17 protein-coding genes are annotated in these 14,493 nt (G+C 60.4%); 11 read left to right on the top strand and 6 right to left on the bottom strand.

What is annotated here, in order from left to right; all coding sequences use genetic code 11:
• Position 1: 1 nt before the first annotated feature.
• The 4 genes from ACL9RI_RS21720 (at position 2) to ACL9RI_RS21705 (ending at position 3,130) form a co-directional block, all read left to right on the top strand.
• A complete protein-coding gene (locus tag ACL9RI_RS21720) occupies positions 2-814 on the top strand; it encodes a phosphonate ABC transporter ATP-binding protein (protein WP_422728571.1) in 813 nt (270 codons plus the stop codon).
• A complete protein-coding gene (locus ACL9RI_RS21715) occupies positions 808-1,638 on the top strand; it encodes a PhnE/PtxC family ABC transporter permease (RefSeq protein WP_422728570.1) in 831 nt (276 codons plus the stop codon). Before ACL9RI_RS21720 ends, ACL9RI_RS21715 begins: the two co-directional genes overlap by 7 nt.
• Positions 1,635-2,432: a phosphonate ABC transporter, permease protein PhnE gene (phnE, locus tag ACL9RI_RS21710; protein WP_422728569.1), complete on the top strand. Its 798-nt coding sequence runs from the start codon at positions 1,635-1,637 to the stop codon at positions 2,430-2,432. The genes ACL9RI_RS21715 and phnE overlap by 4 nt, the downstream gene beginning before the upstream one ends.
• 65 nt (positions 2,433-2,497) lie before the next feature.
• Complete coding sequence (locus tag ACL9RI_RS21705) at positions 2,498-3,130, top strand: carbonic anhydrase (RefSeq protein WP_183677936.1); 633 nt, start codon at positions 2,498-2,500, stop codon at positions 3,128-3,130.
• A 41-nt stretch (positions 3,131-3,171) separates the two neighbouring features.
• On the opposite strand, the gene ACL9RI_RS21700 is transcribed toward ACL9RI_RS21705, so the two are convergent.
• The 3 genes from ACL9RI_RS21700 to ACL9RI_RS21690 form a co-directional block, all read right to left on the bottom strand.
• Positions 3,172-3,528 carry a hypothetical protein gene (locus ACL9RI_RS21700; RefSeq protein ID WP_422728568.1) on the bottom strand — a complete coding sequence of 119 codons (357 nt, stop codon included), beginning with the start codon at positions 3,526-3,528 and terminating at the stop codon, positions 3,172-3,174.
• On the bottom strand, positions 3,525-5,087 hold the full coding sequence (locus tag ACL9RI_RS21695; protein WP_422728567.1) for a methyl-accepting chemotaxis protein: 1,563 nt from the start codon (positions 5,085-5,087) through the stop codon (positions 3,525-3,527). Before ACL9RI_RS21695 ends, ACL9RI_RS21700 begins: the two co-directional genes overlap by 4 nt.
• Positions 5,088-5,315: 228 nt before the next feature.
• Positions 5,316-7,229, bottom strand: coding sequence for a peptidase M61 (locus tag ACL9RI_RS21690; protein WP_422728566.1), 1,914 nt, complete (start codon positions 7,227-7,229; stop codon positions 5,316-5,318).
• Between the two features lie 209 nt (positions 7,230-7,438).
• Here ACL9RI_RS21690 and ACL9RI_RS21685 point away from each other — a divergent pair, with 209 nt between their 5' ends.
• Both ACL9RI_RS21685 and ACL9RI_RS21680 read left to right on the top strand, forming a co-directional pair.
• A complete protein-coding gene (locus ACL9RI_RS21685; RefSeq protein ID WP_422728565.1) occupies positions 7,439-7,798 on the top strand; it encodes a hypothetical protein in 360 nt (119 codons plus the stop codon).
• Positions 7,798-8,334, top strand: a complete 537-nt coding sequence (locus ACL9RI_RS21680) for a GNAT family N-acetyltransferase (RefSeq protein WP_422728564.1) — start codon at positions 7,798-7,800, stop codon at positions 8,332-8,334. The genes ACL9RI_RS21685 and ACL9RI_RS21680 overlap by 1 nt, the downstream gene beginning before the upstream one ends.
• Here ACL9RI_RS21680 and ACL9RI_RS21675 read toward each other — a convergent pair.
• A complete protein-coding gene (locus ACL9RI_RS21675; protein ID WP_422728563.1) occupies positions 8,312-8,680 on the bottom strand; it encodes a hypothetical protein in 369 nt (122 codons plus the stop codon). The genes ACL9RI_RS21680 and ACL9RI_RS21675 overlap by 23 nt on opposite strands.
• Positions 8,681-8,775: 95 nt before the next feature.
• Here ACL9RI_RS21675 and ACL9RI_RS21670 point away from each other — a divergent pair, with 95 nt between their 5' ends.
• The 5 genes from ACL9RI_RS21670 (at position 8,776) to ACL9RI_RS21650 (ending at position 12,472) form a co-directional block, all read left to right on the top strand.
• Positions 8,776-9,486, top strand: a complete 711-nt coding sequence (locus ACL9RI_RS21670; RefSeq protein ID WP_422728562.1) for a helix-turn-helix transcriptional regulator — start codon at positions 8,776-8,778, stop codon at positions 9,484-9,486.
• A 50-nt stretch (positions 9,487-9,536) separates the two neighbouring features.
• Entirely contained in the window at positions 9,537-10,640 is a 1,104-nt protein-coding gene (locus tag ACL9RI_RS21665; protein WP_422728561.1) for a DNA alkylation repair protein, read from the top strand.
• Between the two features lie 105 nt (positions 10,641-10,745).
• The gene (locus tag ACL9RI_RS21660) at positions 10,746-11,168 is read left to right on the top strand and encodes a DUF4019 domain-containing protein (protein ID WP_422728560.1); all 423 of its coding nucleotides are present in this window, start codon (positions 10,746-10,748) and stop codon (positions 11,166-11,168) included.
• A gap of 153 nt (positions 11,169-11,321) precedes the next feature.
• On the top strand, positions 11,322-11,675 hold the full coding sequence (locus ACL9RI_RS21655) for a hypothetical protein (protein WP_422728559.1): 354 nt from the start codon (positions 11,322-11,324) through the stop codon (positions 11,673-11,675).
• 146 nt (positions 11,676-11,821) lie between these two features.
• Positions 11,822-12,472, top strand: a complete 651-nt coding sequence (locus tag ACL9RI_RS21650) for a hypothetical protein (protein WP_422728558.1) — start codon at positions 11,822-11,824, stop codon at positions 12,470-12,472.
• Positions 12,473-12,628: 156 nt separating this feature from the next.
• On the opposite strand, the gene ACL9RI_RS21645 is transcribed toward ACL9RI_RS21650, so the two are convergent.
• Positions 12,629-13,165, bottom strand: a complete 537-nt coding sequence (locus ACL9RI_RS21645; protein ID WP_422728557.1) for a response regulator transcription factor — start codon at positions 13,163-13,165, stop codon at positions 12,629-12,631.
• Entirely contained in the window at positions 13,158-14,441 is a 1,284-nt protein-coding gene (locus ACL9RI_RS21640) for an ATP-binding protein (protein ID WP_422728596.1), read from the bottom strand. Before ACL9RI_RS21640 ends, ACL9RI_RS21645 begins: the two co-directional genes overlap by 8 nt.
• Positions 14,442-14,493: the final 52 nt, after the last annotated feature.

Genomic DNA, 14,493 nt, shown 5'->3' with positions numbered 1-14,493 from the left:
CATGACATTCCACCTTCACAAACTCAGCGTCCACCACGCCGGCGCCGCCACCCATGCGCTGGCCTTGCGCGAGCTGGACCTGACCGTCGCGCCCGGCGAGCAGATTGCCCTGATCGGCCCGTCGGGCGCCGGCAAGACCAGCTTGCTGCATACCCTTGCTGCCGCCTTGCGCCCTGCTTCAGGCAGCCTGGAAATTCTCGGCGTGCAACCATGGCAAGTGAGCAGCGCCGAACGCCACACCCTGCGCGCCCGCCTGTTCCTGGCGCCGCAAACGCCGCCGCTGCCGCCGCGCCAGCGGGTGGTCAACGCCGTGCTGGCGGGCCGCTTGCCGCAATGGAGCTTATGGACGGCCATCCGCTCGCTATTCGTGCCGCTGGACCCGCGCGCCGCTTGGGAGGCGCTGGGCAAATTCAATCTGCAGGACAAGCTGTATGCGCGCGTGGACCGCTTGTCCGGTGGCGAACGCCAGCGCTGCGGCATGGCGCGCGCACTGGTGTCGAACGCCGAAGTGTTCCTGGTCGACGAACCCTTGTCCGCGCTCGACCCTACCCTGGCTTTACAAACCATCGCCGTGTTGCAAGAGGAAGCCAAGGCCCGCCAGGCAACCTTGATCTGCAGCCTGCACCAGGTCGATATCGCCCGCAGCTGCTTTCCCCGCATTATCGGTTTGCGCGACGGCAAGATCGTCTTCGACGCGGCGCAGCAAGATGTCAGCGACGGCATGATTGCTGCCTTGTACCAAAACAAGGACGATATCCCGCCGCCGTTTATCACCATCGATGCCGATGGCGCCGCCGTGAGGCTGCATTGTTGAAGTCTGCCACCCTGCCGCGCGACCCCGCCTGGCGCGGCCGCCTGATCATCACGGCGGTCGTCCTGATCGTGCTATGGCCGATGCTCGTGCAAGCCGAATTCAAGCCCTGGATTTTATGGGATGCGCAAAGCCTGTCGGCCACCTGGCAATTTTTGTCCAGCTTCGTGCCACCCGCCCACGGCGCCGAATTCCTGGCCATCGTCGCCACGTCCACCTGGGAAACCATCGCCATGGCCACGGCCGGCATGGTGCTGGCCATGCTGGGCGTCATCCCTTTGACCCTGCTGGTAACAGAAAGGCTGTCGATTTCGCGCCTGGGCAGCGGCAAGGTCGCGCCCTTGCCGGCCGCCATCCGCCATCTTGTACGGACCCTGCTGGTGGTGCTGCGCAGCGTGCCGGAACTGGTGTGGGCCTTGCTGCTGGTGCGCATAGTGGGCCTGGGACCGACGGCCGGCGTGATCGCCATTGCCCTCACCTATTGCGGCATGCTGGGCAAGGTGTATGCGGAAATCCTCGAATCGTCGGACGCTTCCGCCTGCAACGCTTTGCTGAACAATGGCAGCGGCCGCCTGGCCGCGCTGCTGTATGGCGCCCTGCCTGACGCAGCCGCCGAACTGGTGTCCTATACCATCTACCGCTGGGAATGCGCGATCCGCGGTTCGGTCGTGATGGGTTTCGTCGGTGCGGGCGGCCTGGGCCAGCGCATGGATGAGTCGATGAAGATGATGGCCGGCGATGAGCTGGCCACCATGCTGATGGTGTTCGTGGTGCTGGTGGCGGGCGCCGATGCGGTCTCTGCCATGCTGCGCCGGAGGCTGTCATGAAGAACACGTCGCCGCTGCCAGCCACGCCACGCACGCACTGGTCCACCTGGGCCTTGCTGGCAGGCTTGATCCTGCTCATCATCGCCAGCTTTGCCACCCTGCCCCTGAAATGGGGCGACTTTTTCAGCGCCGACGCCGTGCGCACGACGGCCGACTTCCTGCACGGCTTCGCGCCGCCCGAACTGGCGCCCGCTTTCCTGATGAAAGTCGGCACGGCCACCTTTGAAACTCTGGCCATGTCGGCCATCGGCACCGTCATCGCCGCCATCCTGGGCGCCTTGCTGGCCTTGCCTGCCAGCGGCCGTTTCGGTCTGCTGGCGCGCAATGCCACGCGGGGCATATTAAATGTGCTGCGCTCGATACCGGAACTGGTCTGGGCGTCGATCCTGCTGATCGCCGCCGGCCTGGGCCCGTTCGCCGGCACGCTGGCGCTGGCGCTGCATACGGTGGGCGTGCTGGGACGGCTGTTTGCCGATGCGTTTGAAAACTGCCCGCCTTTGCCGGCCGCAACCCTGCGCATCAACGGCGCCGGCCCGGCCGCCACCTTCCTGTACGCCACCTTGCCCCAGTGCAGCCCGCAAATGCTGTCCTACACCCTGTACCGCTGGGAAAACAATATCCGCGCCGCCGCGATCCTGGGCGTGGTGGGCGCCGGTGGCCTGGGGCAGATGCTGAAATACCATCTGTCGCTGTTCCAGATGCAGCCGGCGGCCACCGTCATTATTGCCATGTTGCTCATGGTGGCAGCCGTCGATGGCCTCAGCTATGTGCTGCGGCGCGCCATGACGCGCTGATCAAATCAACATGGACGCTGGAAAATCAGCGACAATACTGCGTCAGATAACTACCTTTTTGATTTATGCGCGACATCATTGCTGGTTTTTTACGTTTCCAGAAAGAAGTTTTCCCGCAACGCCGGGAACTCTTCAAGACCTTGGCCACAGGACAAACGCCCAAGGCCTTGTTCATTTCCTGCTCCGATAGCCGCATGGTGCCGGAACTGGTGACGCAAAGGGAACCGGGCGAACTCTTCGTGATCCGCAACGCCGGCAATATCGTACCTTCGTTTGGCCCGGAACCGGGCGGCGTCAGTGCGACCGTGGAATATGCGGTGGCCGCCCTGAAGGTGACCGATATCGTCATTTGCGGCCACTCCGATTGCGGCGCCATGAAGGCCATCGCCACTTGCGCCTGTCTCGATCATATGCCGGCAGTCAAGCATTGGCTGCATTACGCCGACGCGGCGCGCATGATCAATGAATCGGTCGAGCATCCGACCGAACAGCACCGTATCGATGGCATGGTGCGCGCCAACGTCATCTCGCAACTCAACAACCTGCGCACCCACCCCTCGGTGGCGCTGGGCATCGCGCAAAAGCGCTTGAACCTGCACGGCTGGGTGTATGACATCGAGAACGGCTCGCTCGATGCACTCGACGAAGCGACCGGCCAGTTCGTGCCGCTGGCGGACCATCCGGCGTCGCAGCCTTAGCAGCCAGCCGCCATCGGCACTGGCTGACAGGCGCATGGCGCTTATCGATCGACGATGGGCAATATGTCGGCGTGATGATGGCCATTGATGGCCATTAATGGCGCAGAACAATTTGCCCCGCAGGGCAAGCTGCAGCCCGAGTTTCGGGCCCAGCATGGCACTATCCGCGCATGAAAAATCTCTGCAGCTGCGTCCTGGGTTCCGATATCGATGAGATGCTCAGTGCCAAATCCGGCGATGAACTTGAAGCCACCATGCCAGGCATGAAAGAAAGAATCCACAAGCTGGATCGCGATAAGGCGTATATGGCGTCGTGCATGCAGGCGCATGCGCAGGAAAACAAATAATCGCGAGGTATCAAGAAAGGCCGGAAACTCCAGCCTTTCTTTCAAAATCAAGCGTAGCTTCCTGAGCGCTGCAGCTTGAACGCACTGACCACCTGCGCCAGATGGCCTGCTTCGCTGCGCAGGGCTTGCGAGGCGGCGGCCGCCTGTTCGACCAGCGCCGCGTTTTGCTGGGTGGCTTCGTCCATCTGCGTGATCGCCTGGTTCACCTGCTGGATGCCGACCGTCTGTTCGCGGCTGGCGGCGCTGATGTCGGCGATGATTTCCGCTACTTGCCGCACGCTGCGCACGATCTCGTCCATCGTGCTGCCGGCCTTTTCCACCAGGCGCGTGCCGGAATCGACCTTGTCCACGGAATCGTCGATCAGGCCCTTGATTTCACGGGCGGCGGCGGCCGAGCGCTGGGCCAGGCTGCGCACTTCGGTGGCGACCACCGCAAATCCCCTGCCCGCCTCGCCAGCGCGCGCCGCTTCCACGGCGGCATTCAAGGCAAGGATATTGGTCTGGAAGGCGATGCTGTCGATTACGCCGATGATGTCGACGATCTTGCGCGAAGAGTCATTGATCGATGACATGGTCTTGACCACTTCGCCCACCACCGCACCGCCGGCAGCGGCCACCTTCGAGGCGCTGGCCGCCTTGCTGTTGGCCAGGTCGGCGTTGTCGGCGTTCTGCTGCACCGTGGTGGTCAATTCTTCCATCGCTGCCGCCGTTTCCTGCAAGGAACTGGCTTGCTGTTCCGTGCGGCTGGACAAGTCGGCATTGCCGTCGGCGATCTCGTTGGCGGCGGTGGCAATCGCGCCCGTGCCGTCGCGCACCTGGCTGACGATGTTCAGCAAGCCCTGGTTCATGTCTTTCAGGGAATGCAGCAATTGCCCCGTTTCATCGCGGGTATCGGCCACGATGGCGCTGGTCAGGTCGCCATCGGCCACCTTGCGCGCCACGGCGACGGCGTTGGCCAGCGGTGCGGTAATCGAACGCGTGACATACCAGGCCACGCCGGCGCTGATGGCCAGCGCAGCGACGGTCAAGGCCAGCACCAGTTGCTTGGTGCTGGCCGCGTTTGCGATGGCCTGCTTGCCGGACTGCTGCATCAGCTGGTCTTCATGTTCGACCAGCTTGTCGAGCACGCCGTAATACGCCATCTGCGTCGGCCCCACTTCATCGAACAGGGCGGCGTAGGCTTCATCGACTTTCTGCTCGCGCACCAGGCCGGCAAAGCGCGTGCGCGCCGTGACGAATTTGCCGCGCACCTGCGCCAGGTTGGCGATGAATGCGCGGTCTTCGTCCGTGCTGGCGCTCTTTTCCAGCTGGTTTATCGAGGCAACGATAATTTTCGCGCCCGTTTCTATACTGTCGAGTTCGCGCTTGATCTGCGCCGGGTCGGACAGCAGCATGGCGTTGCGCATGCTGATGACGGCTTCCGTGACCTTGCCCTTGATCTGGGTGGCCAGCACGGTTTTCGGGTACAGGTAGTTATTGGTCGAATCGATATCGCGGTCCAGCGCATCGATACGCACAAAGGTCAGTGTAGCGATAATCGCCAGCAACGCCGCCACCACACCGAAGCTCAGGCTCAGCCTGTGCCCGATGCGCAAATTCTTGACATCCATTTTCTTCCTTGAGTGATAAATATAGGCACGCATAGACACACATATATGCACGCTGACTGTCGTGCTGCCCGCACTCCCGATCATGTTGATCGTGAGGCAATCTACCAAAATAGCATATTAGACAAATGTTTCACTAAGGAATTATTATTGCGGATTGTAAATACATTGCGTTACATTGGTAATGATGCGATGCCTGGCCTGTCCCCGGAGGCAGGCCAGGTCCTGGCATCAGATCGGCGCTGTAAACAGCTGTTGCAGACGGTCGACCGTGCCCGGGATACGCTCAAGCCGCGGATAGCGCAGGGAGCCAACGTAAGGGATGGCGACTGCATGCGTGGCGCCATCCGCGTCGTAGCGCAGTTCTATCGGCTTCCCGGATATGGCAGCGGCCGTGATCGCCTGCTTCAGCCCTTCATCGGTATAGGCCTGCGTGCCGATGCCGGTCAGGCGCGCACCCAGGCTGATGCCTGCGCGGAAGGCCGGGCCTTCCCATGCAACGCTTTTTACCAGGCCTTTCTTGCCAATCGCCAAACCCAGCGAAGTCGACAGGTCCATGGCGCCCAGGTCTTCTTCATGGTAGCCATAAAACTCGGTCGGCGTTTCCGTGTACACCAGGCGGTAGCCTGCGCGCTGCAAGCCATCGAGCAAGTGCCTGTCGTCATGCGCCTGCAGGCGGGCCGTGAAATAGGCGGCCCAGTCGTAGGGCGCGATATTGTTCAGCGCCTTGCAGACATCGTCGAAGGTATAGGTGGAAATGGTGCGCGTGTCCTGGCCGGCGCCAAAGAAAACCGCTGCAAAGTCGGCCATGTTTTTCTTGTCCTGCGTCAGCTCACGCAGCAGCATGTCCACGTCCAGCCACAGCAGGACGCCGTCGCCATAATAATCGGTGCGGCGCTGCCAGTCGCGCCAGAAGACCGCCTTGCCTGGCATATAGATCGCGTCCACATTGCTGTCCTGCAAAGACTTCCATTGCCGCCCCACCCGCGCCTTCGAGACGCTGGCCACCACCGCCAGCGCATCCTTGCCTTGCTGGACGCTTTGCAAGCCGATGCGCGGCGCGATGACGCTGCCCCAGAATTCCGTTTGCCCTTCGTACAGCCACAGCAGGCTGCCGCCGATCGGCAGGTTCAGGTTCGGCTGCCACAGATCGGCCGGCTGGCGCGTGCGGCCGTTCCAGGAATGGGCAAATTCGTGCACCATCAGACTGGCCATGACGGCTTGCGCGCCGACATTCGTGAAATAGTCGGCCGGCAGGTTGATTTCGGTCGATTCCTGATGCTCTGTGCCGCCGCCCGACAGCATGACGTCCGACAGCGACATCAGGAAATCAAAATGGCGGTAGTGGCGCGACCGGAACAGCCGGGGCAGCGCCTCGGCCATGGCGCGGTATTTCGCCAGCTGTTCCGGCGGAATGGCGAGCGCCGGCGCCGTATCGCCAAACAGGTTCAGGTGCACGGGCCTGCCGCCTGCTTCGCTGAGCAGATAGCGCTGGACATGCAAGCCCGCATACACGGGCGCATCGACCAGGTCTTCCAGGCTGGTTTCCTTGAAGCTGATCTGATTGCCCAGCACCTGCTCCGTTTCCAGCGCGCTGGCAAAGGCAAAACCTGGCGGCACCGTCAACTGCGCCTGTACCGCAATATTGCGGATGAACCATCCGGCGGGATACAGGGCGACTTTTTGCCATGGCAGCATCAGCATGGCTGGCGACAATAGCTTGGGGCCGTTCATGGCCGGCACATGCTGGAATTCGATCTCCAGTTGATGCACGCCGGCAGGCACCGTCAGATGGAAGGCAAACGGATTGGCGGCATCGCGCTGCCATTCAATGCGCTGCCCACCGCCCTGGATGATCAGGCCCGCCAGCGGCGCCGCTTCCAGCGTGGGCGAGTGGCTGGCCGGTTCCCACTGTGGATACAGCAAGACCATCGGGCCAGCCTGCTGCACCGGGATCGATTCCCTGACCCGCAGGATTTTATGCACGCGGTCGGTCGCGTCCACGGCGAGCTTGATGGCTCCATGGAAAGCGATATCCTGTGGCGCCTGGACAGGCGGGACCGGGGGTAGCGGTTGCGGCCCGGCACTGGCATGGGCGGTGCCCATACTGAGACAGGCAAGCAAGGCGGCGGCGAGCATCTTCATTGAGTTATGTGGCATGGGACATGGGGCGTGGTGATGGGTGCTGGGACTGTACACGCATTTTTCTTTCCATTCATGCCTAAATATCTTTCAAGCTATACAAATTGCAGGAATAATCGTTGTACCTGCAAAAACAGTTGTCAAAAATATGGCCGCTGGCGATACTGCTACCCAACAGTGCTTGCTTTGATGTAAACCACCTTGAAGGTCATATGAAAAAATTATTCCTGGGCGCACTCGCCACCTTGAGCTTGCTTGCCGCTGGCGCCGCCAGTGCCGGTAATGTCGATGACTTTATCGGCACCTGGAAACTGAGCAGCACGACCCGCCCTGATTACGTGGTGATCAAGAAAGACGGCGACAGCCTGGTGGCCCTCACCTACCGCCGCAACAGCCTGACCAACAAGATCGTCGAGCAGCGCTTTCCTGCCGCCTATGCCGCCGACCAGCTGCTGATCGCTGCCGGCGACCTCAAGATCGATGCAAAGGTCATCGATGGCGTGGCGTCGGTGCACTATCTTGGTTACGCCTATGCCAAGGTGTCAAACGCGACCGATGCGCCGCTGAGCTGATGGTCCTGACGTCTGCCATCGCTATCCGCGCCGCGTGCCCCCACGACTGGCGCGCGCTGAAAACCATCCGCCTGGCCGCCCTGCTGGACGCGCCAACGGCGTTTGGCGTCAGCCACGCCAGCGCGGCGGCAGAAAGCGATGAAGCGTGGCGGCAACGGGCCAGCAGTTCGGCCCAGCGGACCTTTTTCCTGGCCTGGGATGGTCAACAGGCCGTCGGCATCGCCGCGCAAGTCGTCAATCGCCTGGGGGAATGCCATCTGATCGCCATGTGGGTCCATCCCGCTTACCGGGGCATGGCGGTGGCCCCGCAACTGGTCGAGGCCGTCAAGCAGCGCGCCGTCGCTGGCGGACATCGCAGGCTGGTGCTCGATGTGGCGCCCGGCAATGCGCGGGCGGCGGCGTTTTACCAGAAACAGGGTTTTGCATTCCTGCCCGAATGGGAGCCGCTGGCCAGCCATCCGCATATCCAGCTGCAGAAAATGGAATGGCTGGCTGCCTGGCCGGCATCATCCGTCACGGCCCAATCGACTTGTTGAGCAAAATGATCAGCTGCGTAATCTTGCCGGCATCAATGGAAAAATAGTAGCTCAAGATCACGGGATCGGGCAGTTGCGATTTATCAAAGTCGCCATCCACCCTGGCATGCAGCACAATGTTCGCATGGTGCTCGTATGCCTGCTCCACGTGCATGCTGACGTTGTCGCCGAATATTTCCTTCTCGGCCCAGGCGCGTATCGCCTGCTGGCCCAGGAATTCACGCTGCGCATCGTTCAGCAAGGCGTTCTGGGCAAAAGTCGCCATGAAGGCATCGCCATCGCCGCTGTTATGGGCGGCGATATGGGCGCTGATCACATCAGGCAGTGCGTGGCGAATCTGTTTCATGCTAGGCTCCGTTTTTTTTGTCGAGCGCCGAGTATAGGCGGCCCGTTTGTCAGATGCTGTCAGCAGCAGACCTGCCATCATCACTGGAGTAGCACATGTCACGTTCGGGACGGCTTTTAAGCCTGGTGGAATTATTACGCGCAAAGCGCCGGCCTGTGACGGCGGGACAGCTGGCGCAAGAGCTGGCGGTATCGCAGCGCACGATTTATCGCGATATCGCCGAACTCATGGCCCAGGGCACGCCCATCGAAGGCAGCGCCGGTCTCGGTTATGTCATCAAGAGCGGGTATTTTCTGCCGCCGCTGATGTTCGACCGCGAGGAAATCGAAGCCATCATGCTGGGCCTGCGCTATGTCGACCAGCGCGGCGACCAGGTGCTGGTGCAGGCCGCCGCCACGGCGTTGGCGAAAATGCAGGCCGTATTGCCGGACCGGGCCATCGCCGCGCTGCAAACGCCGCTGGCCATGCCAGGTCCGGCCGCTCCCGCCTACCCTGCCAACACGGTCGCACTGAGCTTCCTGCGCCAGGTGATCCGCGACCAGTACCGCATCGATATCGTCTACACCGATGCCGAGGGAAAACAGTCACGGCGCTGGGTCTGGCCGCTGCAGATCGGCTTCATGGATAGCGCGCGGGTACTGGCCGCCTGGTGCGAGCTGCGCAGCGCATTCCGCACCTTCCGCACCGACAGGATCGTTGCCGCGCACCAAGGCACGCCCTATCCCGGCCGCCGCGCCGAACTGATGCGTGGACTGCATGAACACCTGGCGCTTGCCGCAGAGCAACAGGCTACTGACAGGAATTGACAAGGTCATCGGCGATACTCGCGGTTTTCCCACTGGAACGCTGCAATACCATGACAACATCCGTCAATACACCACTCAAGCAATCGATGGGCGAGCAGCAAATGCGCAGCCTGTCGGCCACCCTGGCCGCGATCGCGCCCGCATTCAATGCAGCCGCCTTTCTGGCCACCGCACTCGATGGCCTGGAACAACTGAGTCTGATGGAAAGGGTGCGCCGCGCCAGCGACGCAATCGCCGCAGGCAGCCTGGCCATGGATGGCTACGAAGCGGTCTTGCCGATGCTGATGGAGGCGGCGCCGCGCCTGGGAGGCGGTTTTCTTTCGCTGGTGGCGCCCGACTATGTCAGCCAGCATGGACGCCACGCCTTCGAGCGTTCGATGGACGCCTTGAAATTCTTTACCCGCTTCGGTTCTTCCGAGTTCGCCGTGCGCACATTCCTGCGCGACGATACCTTGCGTGCGCTCGATATCATGCAGGGCTGGTCGCGCGACAGCGATGCGGCCGTGCGCCGGCTGGCATGCGAGGGCTGCCGGCCGCGCCTGCCCTGGTCATTCCGCCTGCGCATGATCGAACAATCGCCCGAGCTGGCTGCGCCCATCCTCGACCATCTGCGCGCCGATCCCAGCCTGTATGTACGCAAGTCGGTCGCCAATCACTTGAACGATGTGAGCAAGACGCACCCCGCATGGGTACTGGAACGGGCCGCGTTATGGGGTTTGGAAAACGCGCACACGCGCTGGATCGTGCGCCACGCCTTGCGCACCCTGCTGAAACAGGGCAACCCGCAAGCCCTGAGTGTGCTGGGAGCGGAAACGGCGCCTGAAATTGTTGTCGGCAAATTCGAAGTGACGCCGGGCCAGATCATCCTTGGCGACACCCTCACCCTGGCATGCCAGCTCAGCTCGACTGCTGCAGAACCGCAGCGGCTGCTGATCCACCACCGCATCCGCTATGTGCGGCAAAACCAGGCCACCTCCACCAAGGTCTTCAAGCTCAAGGAAGTGACCCTGGCGCCTGGCCAGCATCTTGCGTTTGAACGCAGGCAGCAAATCCGCGACTTCACGACGCGCACGCATTATGCCGGCCAGCATCAGGTGGAATTGATCGTCAATGGACAGCTGGTCGCGCAGAGTTTTTTTGACCTGCTACGCTAACCTTCCCTAGCATGATGTTGCCCGGCAACATCAGTATTTAAAAGACTATGCCCGCTGATGTCTTTGCGATAATCTGCAGGACTGTCAACATTTTCCATCGCTACCATGAAAACCCTGTCTGCCCTGATCGTCGCCGCCACCGTGTTTGCCGTTCAACCCGTGATGGCCCAGGAATCCCCTGCCGTCACGGCCGCCAAGGTATCGGCCGAGGCCTGGCTCAAGCGCATGGACGCGGGCGACTATGCGGGCACCTGGGACACCAGTTCATCCGGCATGCACAAGGAAATGTCGAAATCAAACTGGAAGATGTTGATTACAGCCCTGCATTGGCCACTGGGCGACTTCAAGTCGCGCAAGTTCAAGTCGGCCGTACTGCAAAAGGCGCCCGCCGGCAAGCCGGGACCAGACCAGGTCGTCATCGATTACGTGAGCCAGTATGGAAACAAGGCCGACGTGAAGGAAACCATCACGACGACCCTGGAGAAAGACAATAGCTGGAAGGTGTCCGGCTTTAATATCAACGGTTGATTCCGCGGCAGTCACTGAGACTGGACCTGGCACAAGCTGTCAGGTGCTGGCCGTTTCAAATGCCTGCTAGCGTAGCGTCACTTACCAGTAATAGCAACCGGCCAGGAGCAGATAAAACCAAGTTCTTCAGCCAGACTTCACCGTTGAATAAATATGACTCATTTAGGCAAGGCACTCATCCTCGTCATTTGGTTTGCCGTTGTAGCAGCTCTCGCTGGCTTACTCCATGCCGCGCCGTGGACGGGCGCTTCATTGCAGCGCTTGGCCCTATGGGCGGTATCGTGCGGCTGCGTTGGATTACTGCTGGGAGGTATTTATGCATTTGACGCTGAATCAGAATTGAAGATTAAGTCCAGTGCGGTTGGCCGAACGGCAATAGGGATCGCTGCATCGTTGTTGCTGGCAGTTGTTTGGCGTTGGCCCCTCGAAGGTATGGTATTGGCGGGGAGCATAGGTGCCGCCCTTGGCTACTTAGGTATGTTGTGGGCTAAATATGCCTATTTTTAGTTAAACCTGCAAAATATCAGGTCACACATCGCTTTGAGCGACACCTTTTCGGCAGCCTTTGGCCAGAAGAAAACCTTCAAACTTCTATACCACCCTCTCCATCGCTAACAATCAATCATTATTCATGCTTACATTCAATCCCGACGATGAGTCTTAGTATTTCAGCTTTCCTGGGTAAAAAAACCGATGACCTGGATGCGCGCTTCATTCAGGCATTCTCACATCTTGGCTTTGAGGTGCAACTGCATCCGGAACTCACATTGGCAAAGTCTTCGGCAGAAGGAATTCTGTATCTGCGAATTAGCAAGACGCCATCTGAATTCCTGCGCATGGAACCCGGCACTCCATTGCTGATTGCGCTTGAGTTTGGCATGCAAAAAAGAGAAAAGAAAGAAGCGCGCAGCATGTCATGGCCACCTAGGGGCGTTGGTGCTTATAGTTATACGGCGAGTTCCAGGACGGCCGCAGGAAGAAGTAATTCCGCTGCCACCATGCAAATACTCTCGATGGCCATACTGGCGAAAGAAAGCGATGGCTATTTCCATGCTGACGGAGAGGACGTTGCCTCCCCGGGCGAACTTGCCCTCGATCGTGCTGTTCAAGAGCAGCATCGATTTAATCGCATAAACTTCGACGCCTACGCTTATCGTTTTGAATCCTGGCCGCCTATTGACGGAATGACTCCATTTGTATGGCCAAAGGAAATCGTTCCACCAGAGTCCTTAACCAAAACAATTCCAAAGCGCCGCTCCCAATTCAGATACAAATTTTCATGGCTCCATCTGGTGAGGCATTGATTGTTAGTTATCTTGTCTTGATCACACTGCTATATCCATAAGATGAACTGAATCGCGATCTACCTGATAATGTGGCTATACCTTGAGCGATTGAATCCACAAGCGTCTGTAGCCCGTCCCCTGACGTGATGTCTCAGCTGCTCCAATTGAGCCCGCTTATTTCACCCGCTGCTTCTCCAGCTTCCTCGCCAGAGTGCGCCTATGCATGCCCAGCCGGCGGGCCGTTTCCGAGATATTGAAATCCGTTTCGGCCAGCATTTCGTGGATGCGTTCCCATTCCAGCGTCTTGATATTGGTGGCGCGGCTGGTCAGTTCGATCTCGGCGGCGCCGGCCACATGGCCGAAGGCGGCCTCGATATCGTCCGTGTTGGATGGCTTGGCCAGGTATTGGCAGGCGCCCAGCTTGATCGCTTCGACGGCCGTGCCGATGCTGGCGTAGCCGGTCAGCACCACGATCAGCATCTCTTCGTTGCGCTGGTGCAGCATTTGCACGCAAGCCAGGCCCGAGGTGTTGCCGTTCAGCTTAAGGTCAACCACCGCATAATCGGGCTTGTGGTGTTCCAGCAAGGTGCTGGCTTCATCATAATTGGTGGCGTGGATCACGGCGTAGCCGCGCCGCTCGAAGGAGCGGGCCAAGGTGCGCGCAAACGCCGCATCATCTTCCACGATCAGTAATAAACGCTCGTCAGTCATCGTTCTTGTTTTCTATATCCAGTTTGATGGCCGCCAGCGGCAGGGTCAGGTGGACCACTGCCCCGCCCTGCACCCGGTTGCGCGCCGTTACCGTACCGCCCAGGGTACGCGCCACGTTGACCACCAGGAACAATCCCAGTCCACCGCCCGGCTTGCCCTTGCTGGACTGGTACGGCTTGCCCAGGTGGTTCAGCATCGACGGCTCGAAACCGGGGCCGGCGTCGGTGACGACCAGGTGCAGGGCATCCTGTTCGCGCGTGGCTTCGAAGCGCAACCAGTCGGGCGACGCTTCCAGTGCATTATCGAGCACATTGCAGATGGTTTGTTTCAATGTCGAATCAAACACCACGGGTACGTCATGTTCGATGCGGTTATCGTATTCGAAATCATGGATCGGGCGGCTGCTGCGCCACTCCTCCACCAGGTCGCCCAAAAAGGTATTGATGGTGGTTTTGACGGAAGATTCGCCGCGCGCCTCGCCGGCCGACAGCAAAATGCCGCTGACGATGCTCTTGCAGCGTTGCAACTGCGCCTGCATTTCCGTGATTTCTTCCAGCAGCTCGCCATTCTTGCTCAGTTCCGGCATGCGGCGCCAGTCGCCAAGGATCACGGACAAGGTGGCCAGCGGCGTGCCCAGTTCGTGCGCCGCACCGGAAGCCAGCAGCCCCATGCGGATGATATGTTCTTCTTCGGCCGCGCGCTGGCGCAGATCGGCCAGCTTGGCGTCGCCGGCGCGCTGGTTGCGGTTGATGCGCGTAATAAACATCACCAGCAAGGCGGCATTCAGGGCAAAGCAGATCAGCAAGCCCTGCACGTACAGGCTGGAAAACCCGCGCTCGGGATCGATCGGCAAGATCAACGGCGGTCCCGGCAGCAAGGCCAGGCCGGCCAGGCACAGGCTGGTAATGGCCACCATGATCCAGGTCGACCAAACTTCCAGCAGCACGGCGCTGAGGATGACTTGCAATAAATATAAAAAGGCAAACGGGTTGCTGATGCCGCCGCTCAGGTAGAGCTGGGCCGTGAGCACGGTCACATCGACCAGCAGGGCCAGGAACAGTGCCGTGTTCGAGACGGGCTGGCGTTCGTGCCAGCGCAGCAGGCTGGCCAGGTTGAAGGCGATCAGGCAAGACAGCACTTCGAGCATATACGGTACGGGCAAGGCGATCCCGAGACCCACGCCGACGCCAAAAATCGTGCTGATCTGGCCGATCACGGCCAGCCAGCGCAACTGGATCAGCAGCTTCATGTTCTGGTGGCCGGCCGGATGTTCCATCTCGGCCGCCACCGCGCCGCGTTCCAGCACAGCGCGGTTAGGCAGTATTTCC

It is taken from the genome of Janthinobacterium sp. Mn2066, assembly GCF_049319705.1.
In the GTDB taxonomy this organism is placed as follows: domain Bacteria; phylum Pseudomonadota; class Gammaproteobacteria; order Burkholderiales; family Burkholderiaceae_D; genus Janthinobacterium.
Note: the sequence above shows the minus strand (reverse complement) of the source record. Positions and strands in the feature narration are given on the sequence as shown.

Excerpts from the sequence above, each read along its gene's own strand:
- ACL9RI_RS21720 (WP_422728571.1), top strand. The coding sequence starts at position 2 with ATGACATTCCACCTTCACAAACTCAGCGTCCACCACGCCGGCGCCGCC.
- phnE (WP_422728569.1), top strand. The coding sequence starts at position 1,635 with ATGAAGAACACGTCGCCGCTGCCAGCCACGCCACGCACGCACTGGTCC.
- ACL9RI_RS21705 (WP_183677936.1), top strand. The coding sequence starts at position 2,498 with ATGCGCGACATCATTGCTGGTTTTTTACGTTTCCAGAAAGAAGTTTTC.
- ACL9RI_RS21695 (WP_422728567.1), bottom strand. The coding sequence starts at position 5,087 with ATGGATGTCAAGAATTTGCGCATCGGGCACAGGCTGAGCCTGAGCTTC.
- ACL9RI_RS21690 (WP_422728566.1), bottom strand. The coding sequence starts at position 7,229 with ATGAAGATGCTCGCCGCCGCCTTGCTTGCCTGTCTCAGTATGGGCACC.
- ACL9RI_RS21685 (WP_422728565.1), top strand. The coding sequence starts at position 7,439 with ATGAAAAAATTATTCCTGGGCGCACTCGCCACCTTGAGCTTGCTTGCC.
- ACL9RI_RS21680 (WP_422728564.1), top strand. The coding sequence starts at position 7,798 with ATGGTCCTGACGTCTGCCATCGCTATCCGCGCCGCGTGCCCCCACGAC.
- ACL9RI_RS21675 (WP_422728563.1), bottom strand. The coding sequence starts at position 8,680 with ATGAAACAGATTCGCCACGCACTGCCTGATGTGATCAGCGCCCATATC.
- ACL9RI_RS21670 (WP_422728562.1), top strand. The coding sequence starts at position 8,776 with ATGTCACGTTCGGGACGGCTTTTAAGCCTGGTGGAATTATTACGCGCA.
- ACL9RI_RS21665 (WP_422728561.1), top strand. The coding sequence starts at position 9,537 with ATGACAACATCCGTCAATACACCACTCAAGCAATCGATGGGCGAGCAG.
- ACL9RI_RS21660 (WP_422728560.1), top strand. The coding sequence starts at position 10,746 with ATGAAAACCCTGTCTGCCCTGATCGTCGCCGCCACCGTGTTTGCCGTT.
- ACL9RI_RS21655 (WP_422728559.1), top strand. The coding sequence starts at position 11,322 with ATGACTCATTTAGGCAAGGCACTCATCCTCGTCATTTGGTTTGCCGTT.
- ACL9RI_RS21650 (WP_422728558.1), top strand. The coding sequence starts at position 11,822 with ATGAGTCTTAGTATTTCAGCTTTCCTGGGTAAAAAAACCGATGACCTG.
- ACL9RI_RS21645 (WP_422728557.1), bottom strand. The coding sequence starts at position 13,165 with ATGACTGACGAGCGTTTATTACTGATCGTGGAAGATGATGCGGCGTTT.
- ACL9RI_RS21640 (WP_422728596.1), bottom strand. The coding sequence starts at position 14,441 with ATGGAACATCCGGCCGGCCACCAGAACATGAAGCTGCTGATCCAGTTG.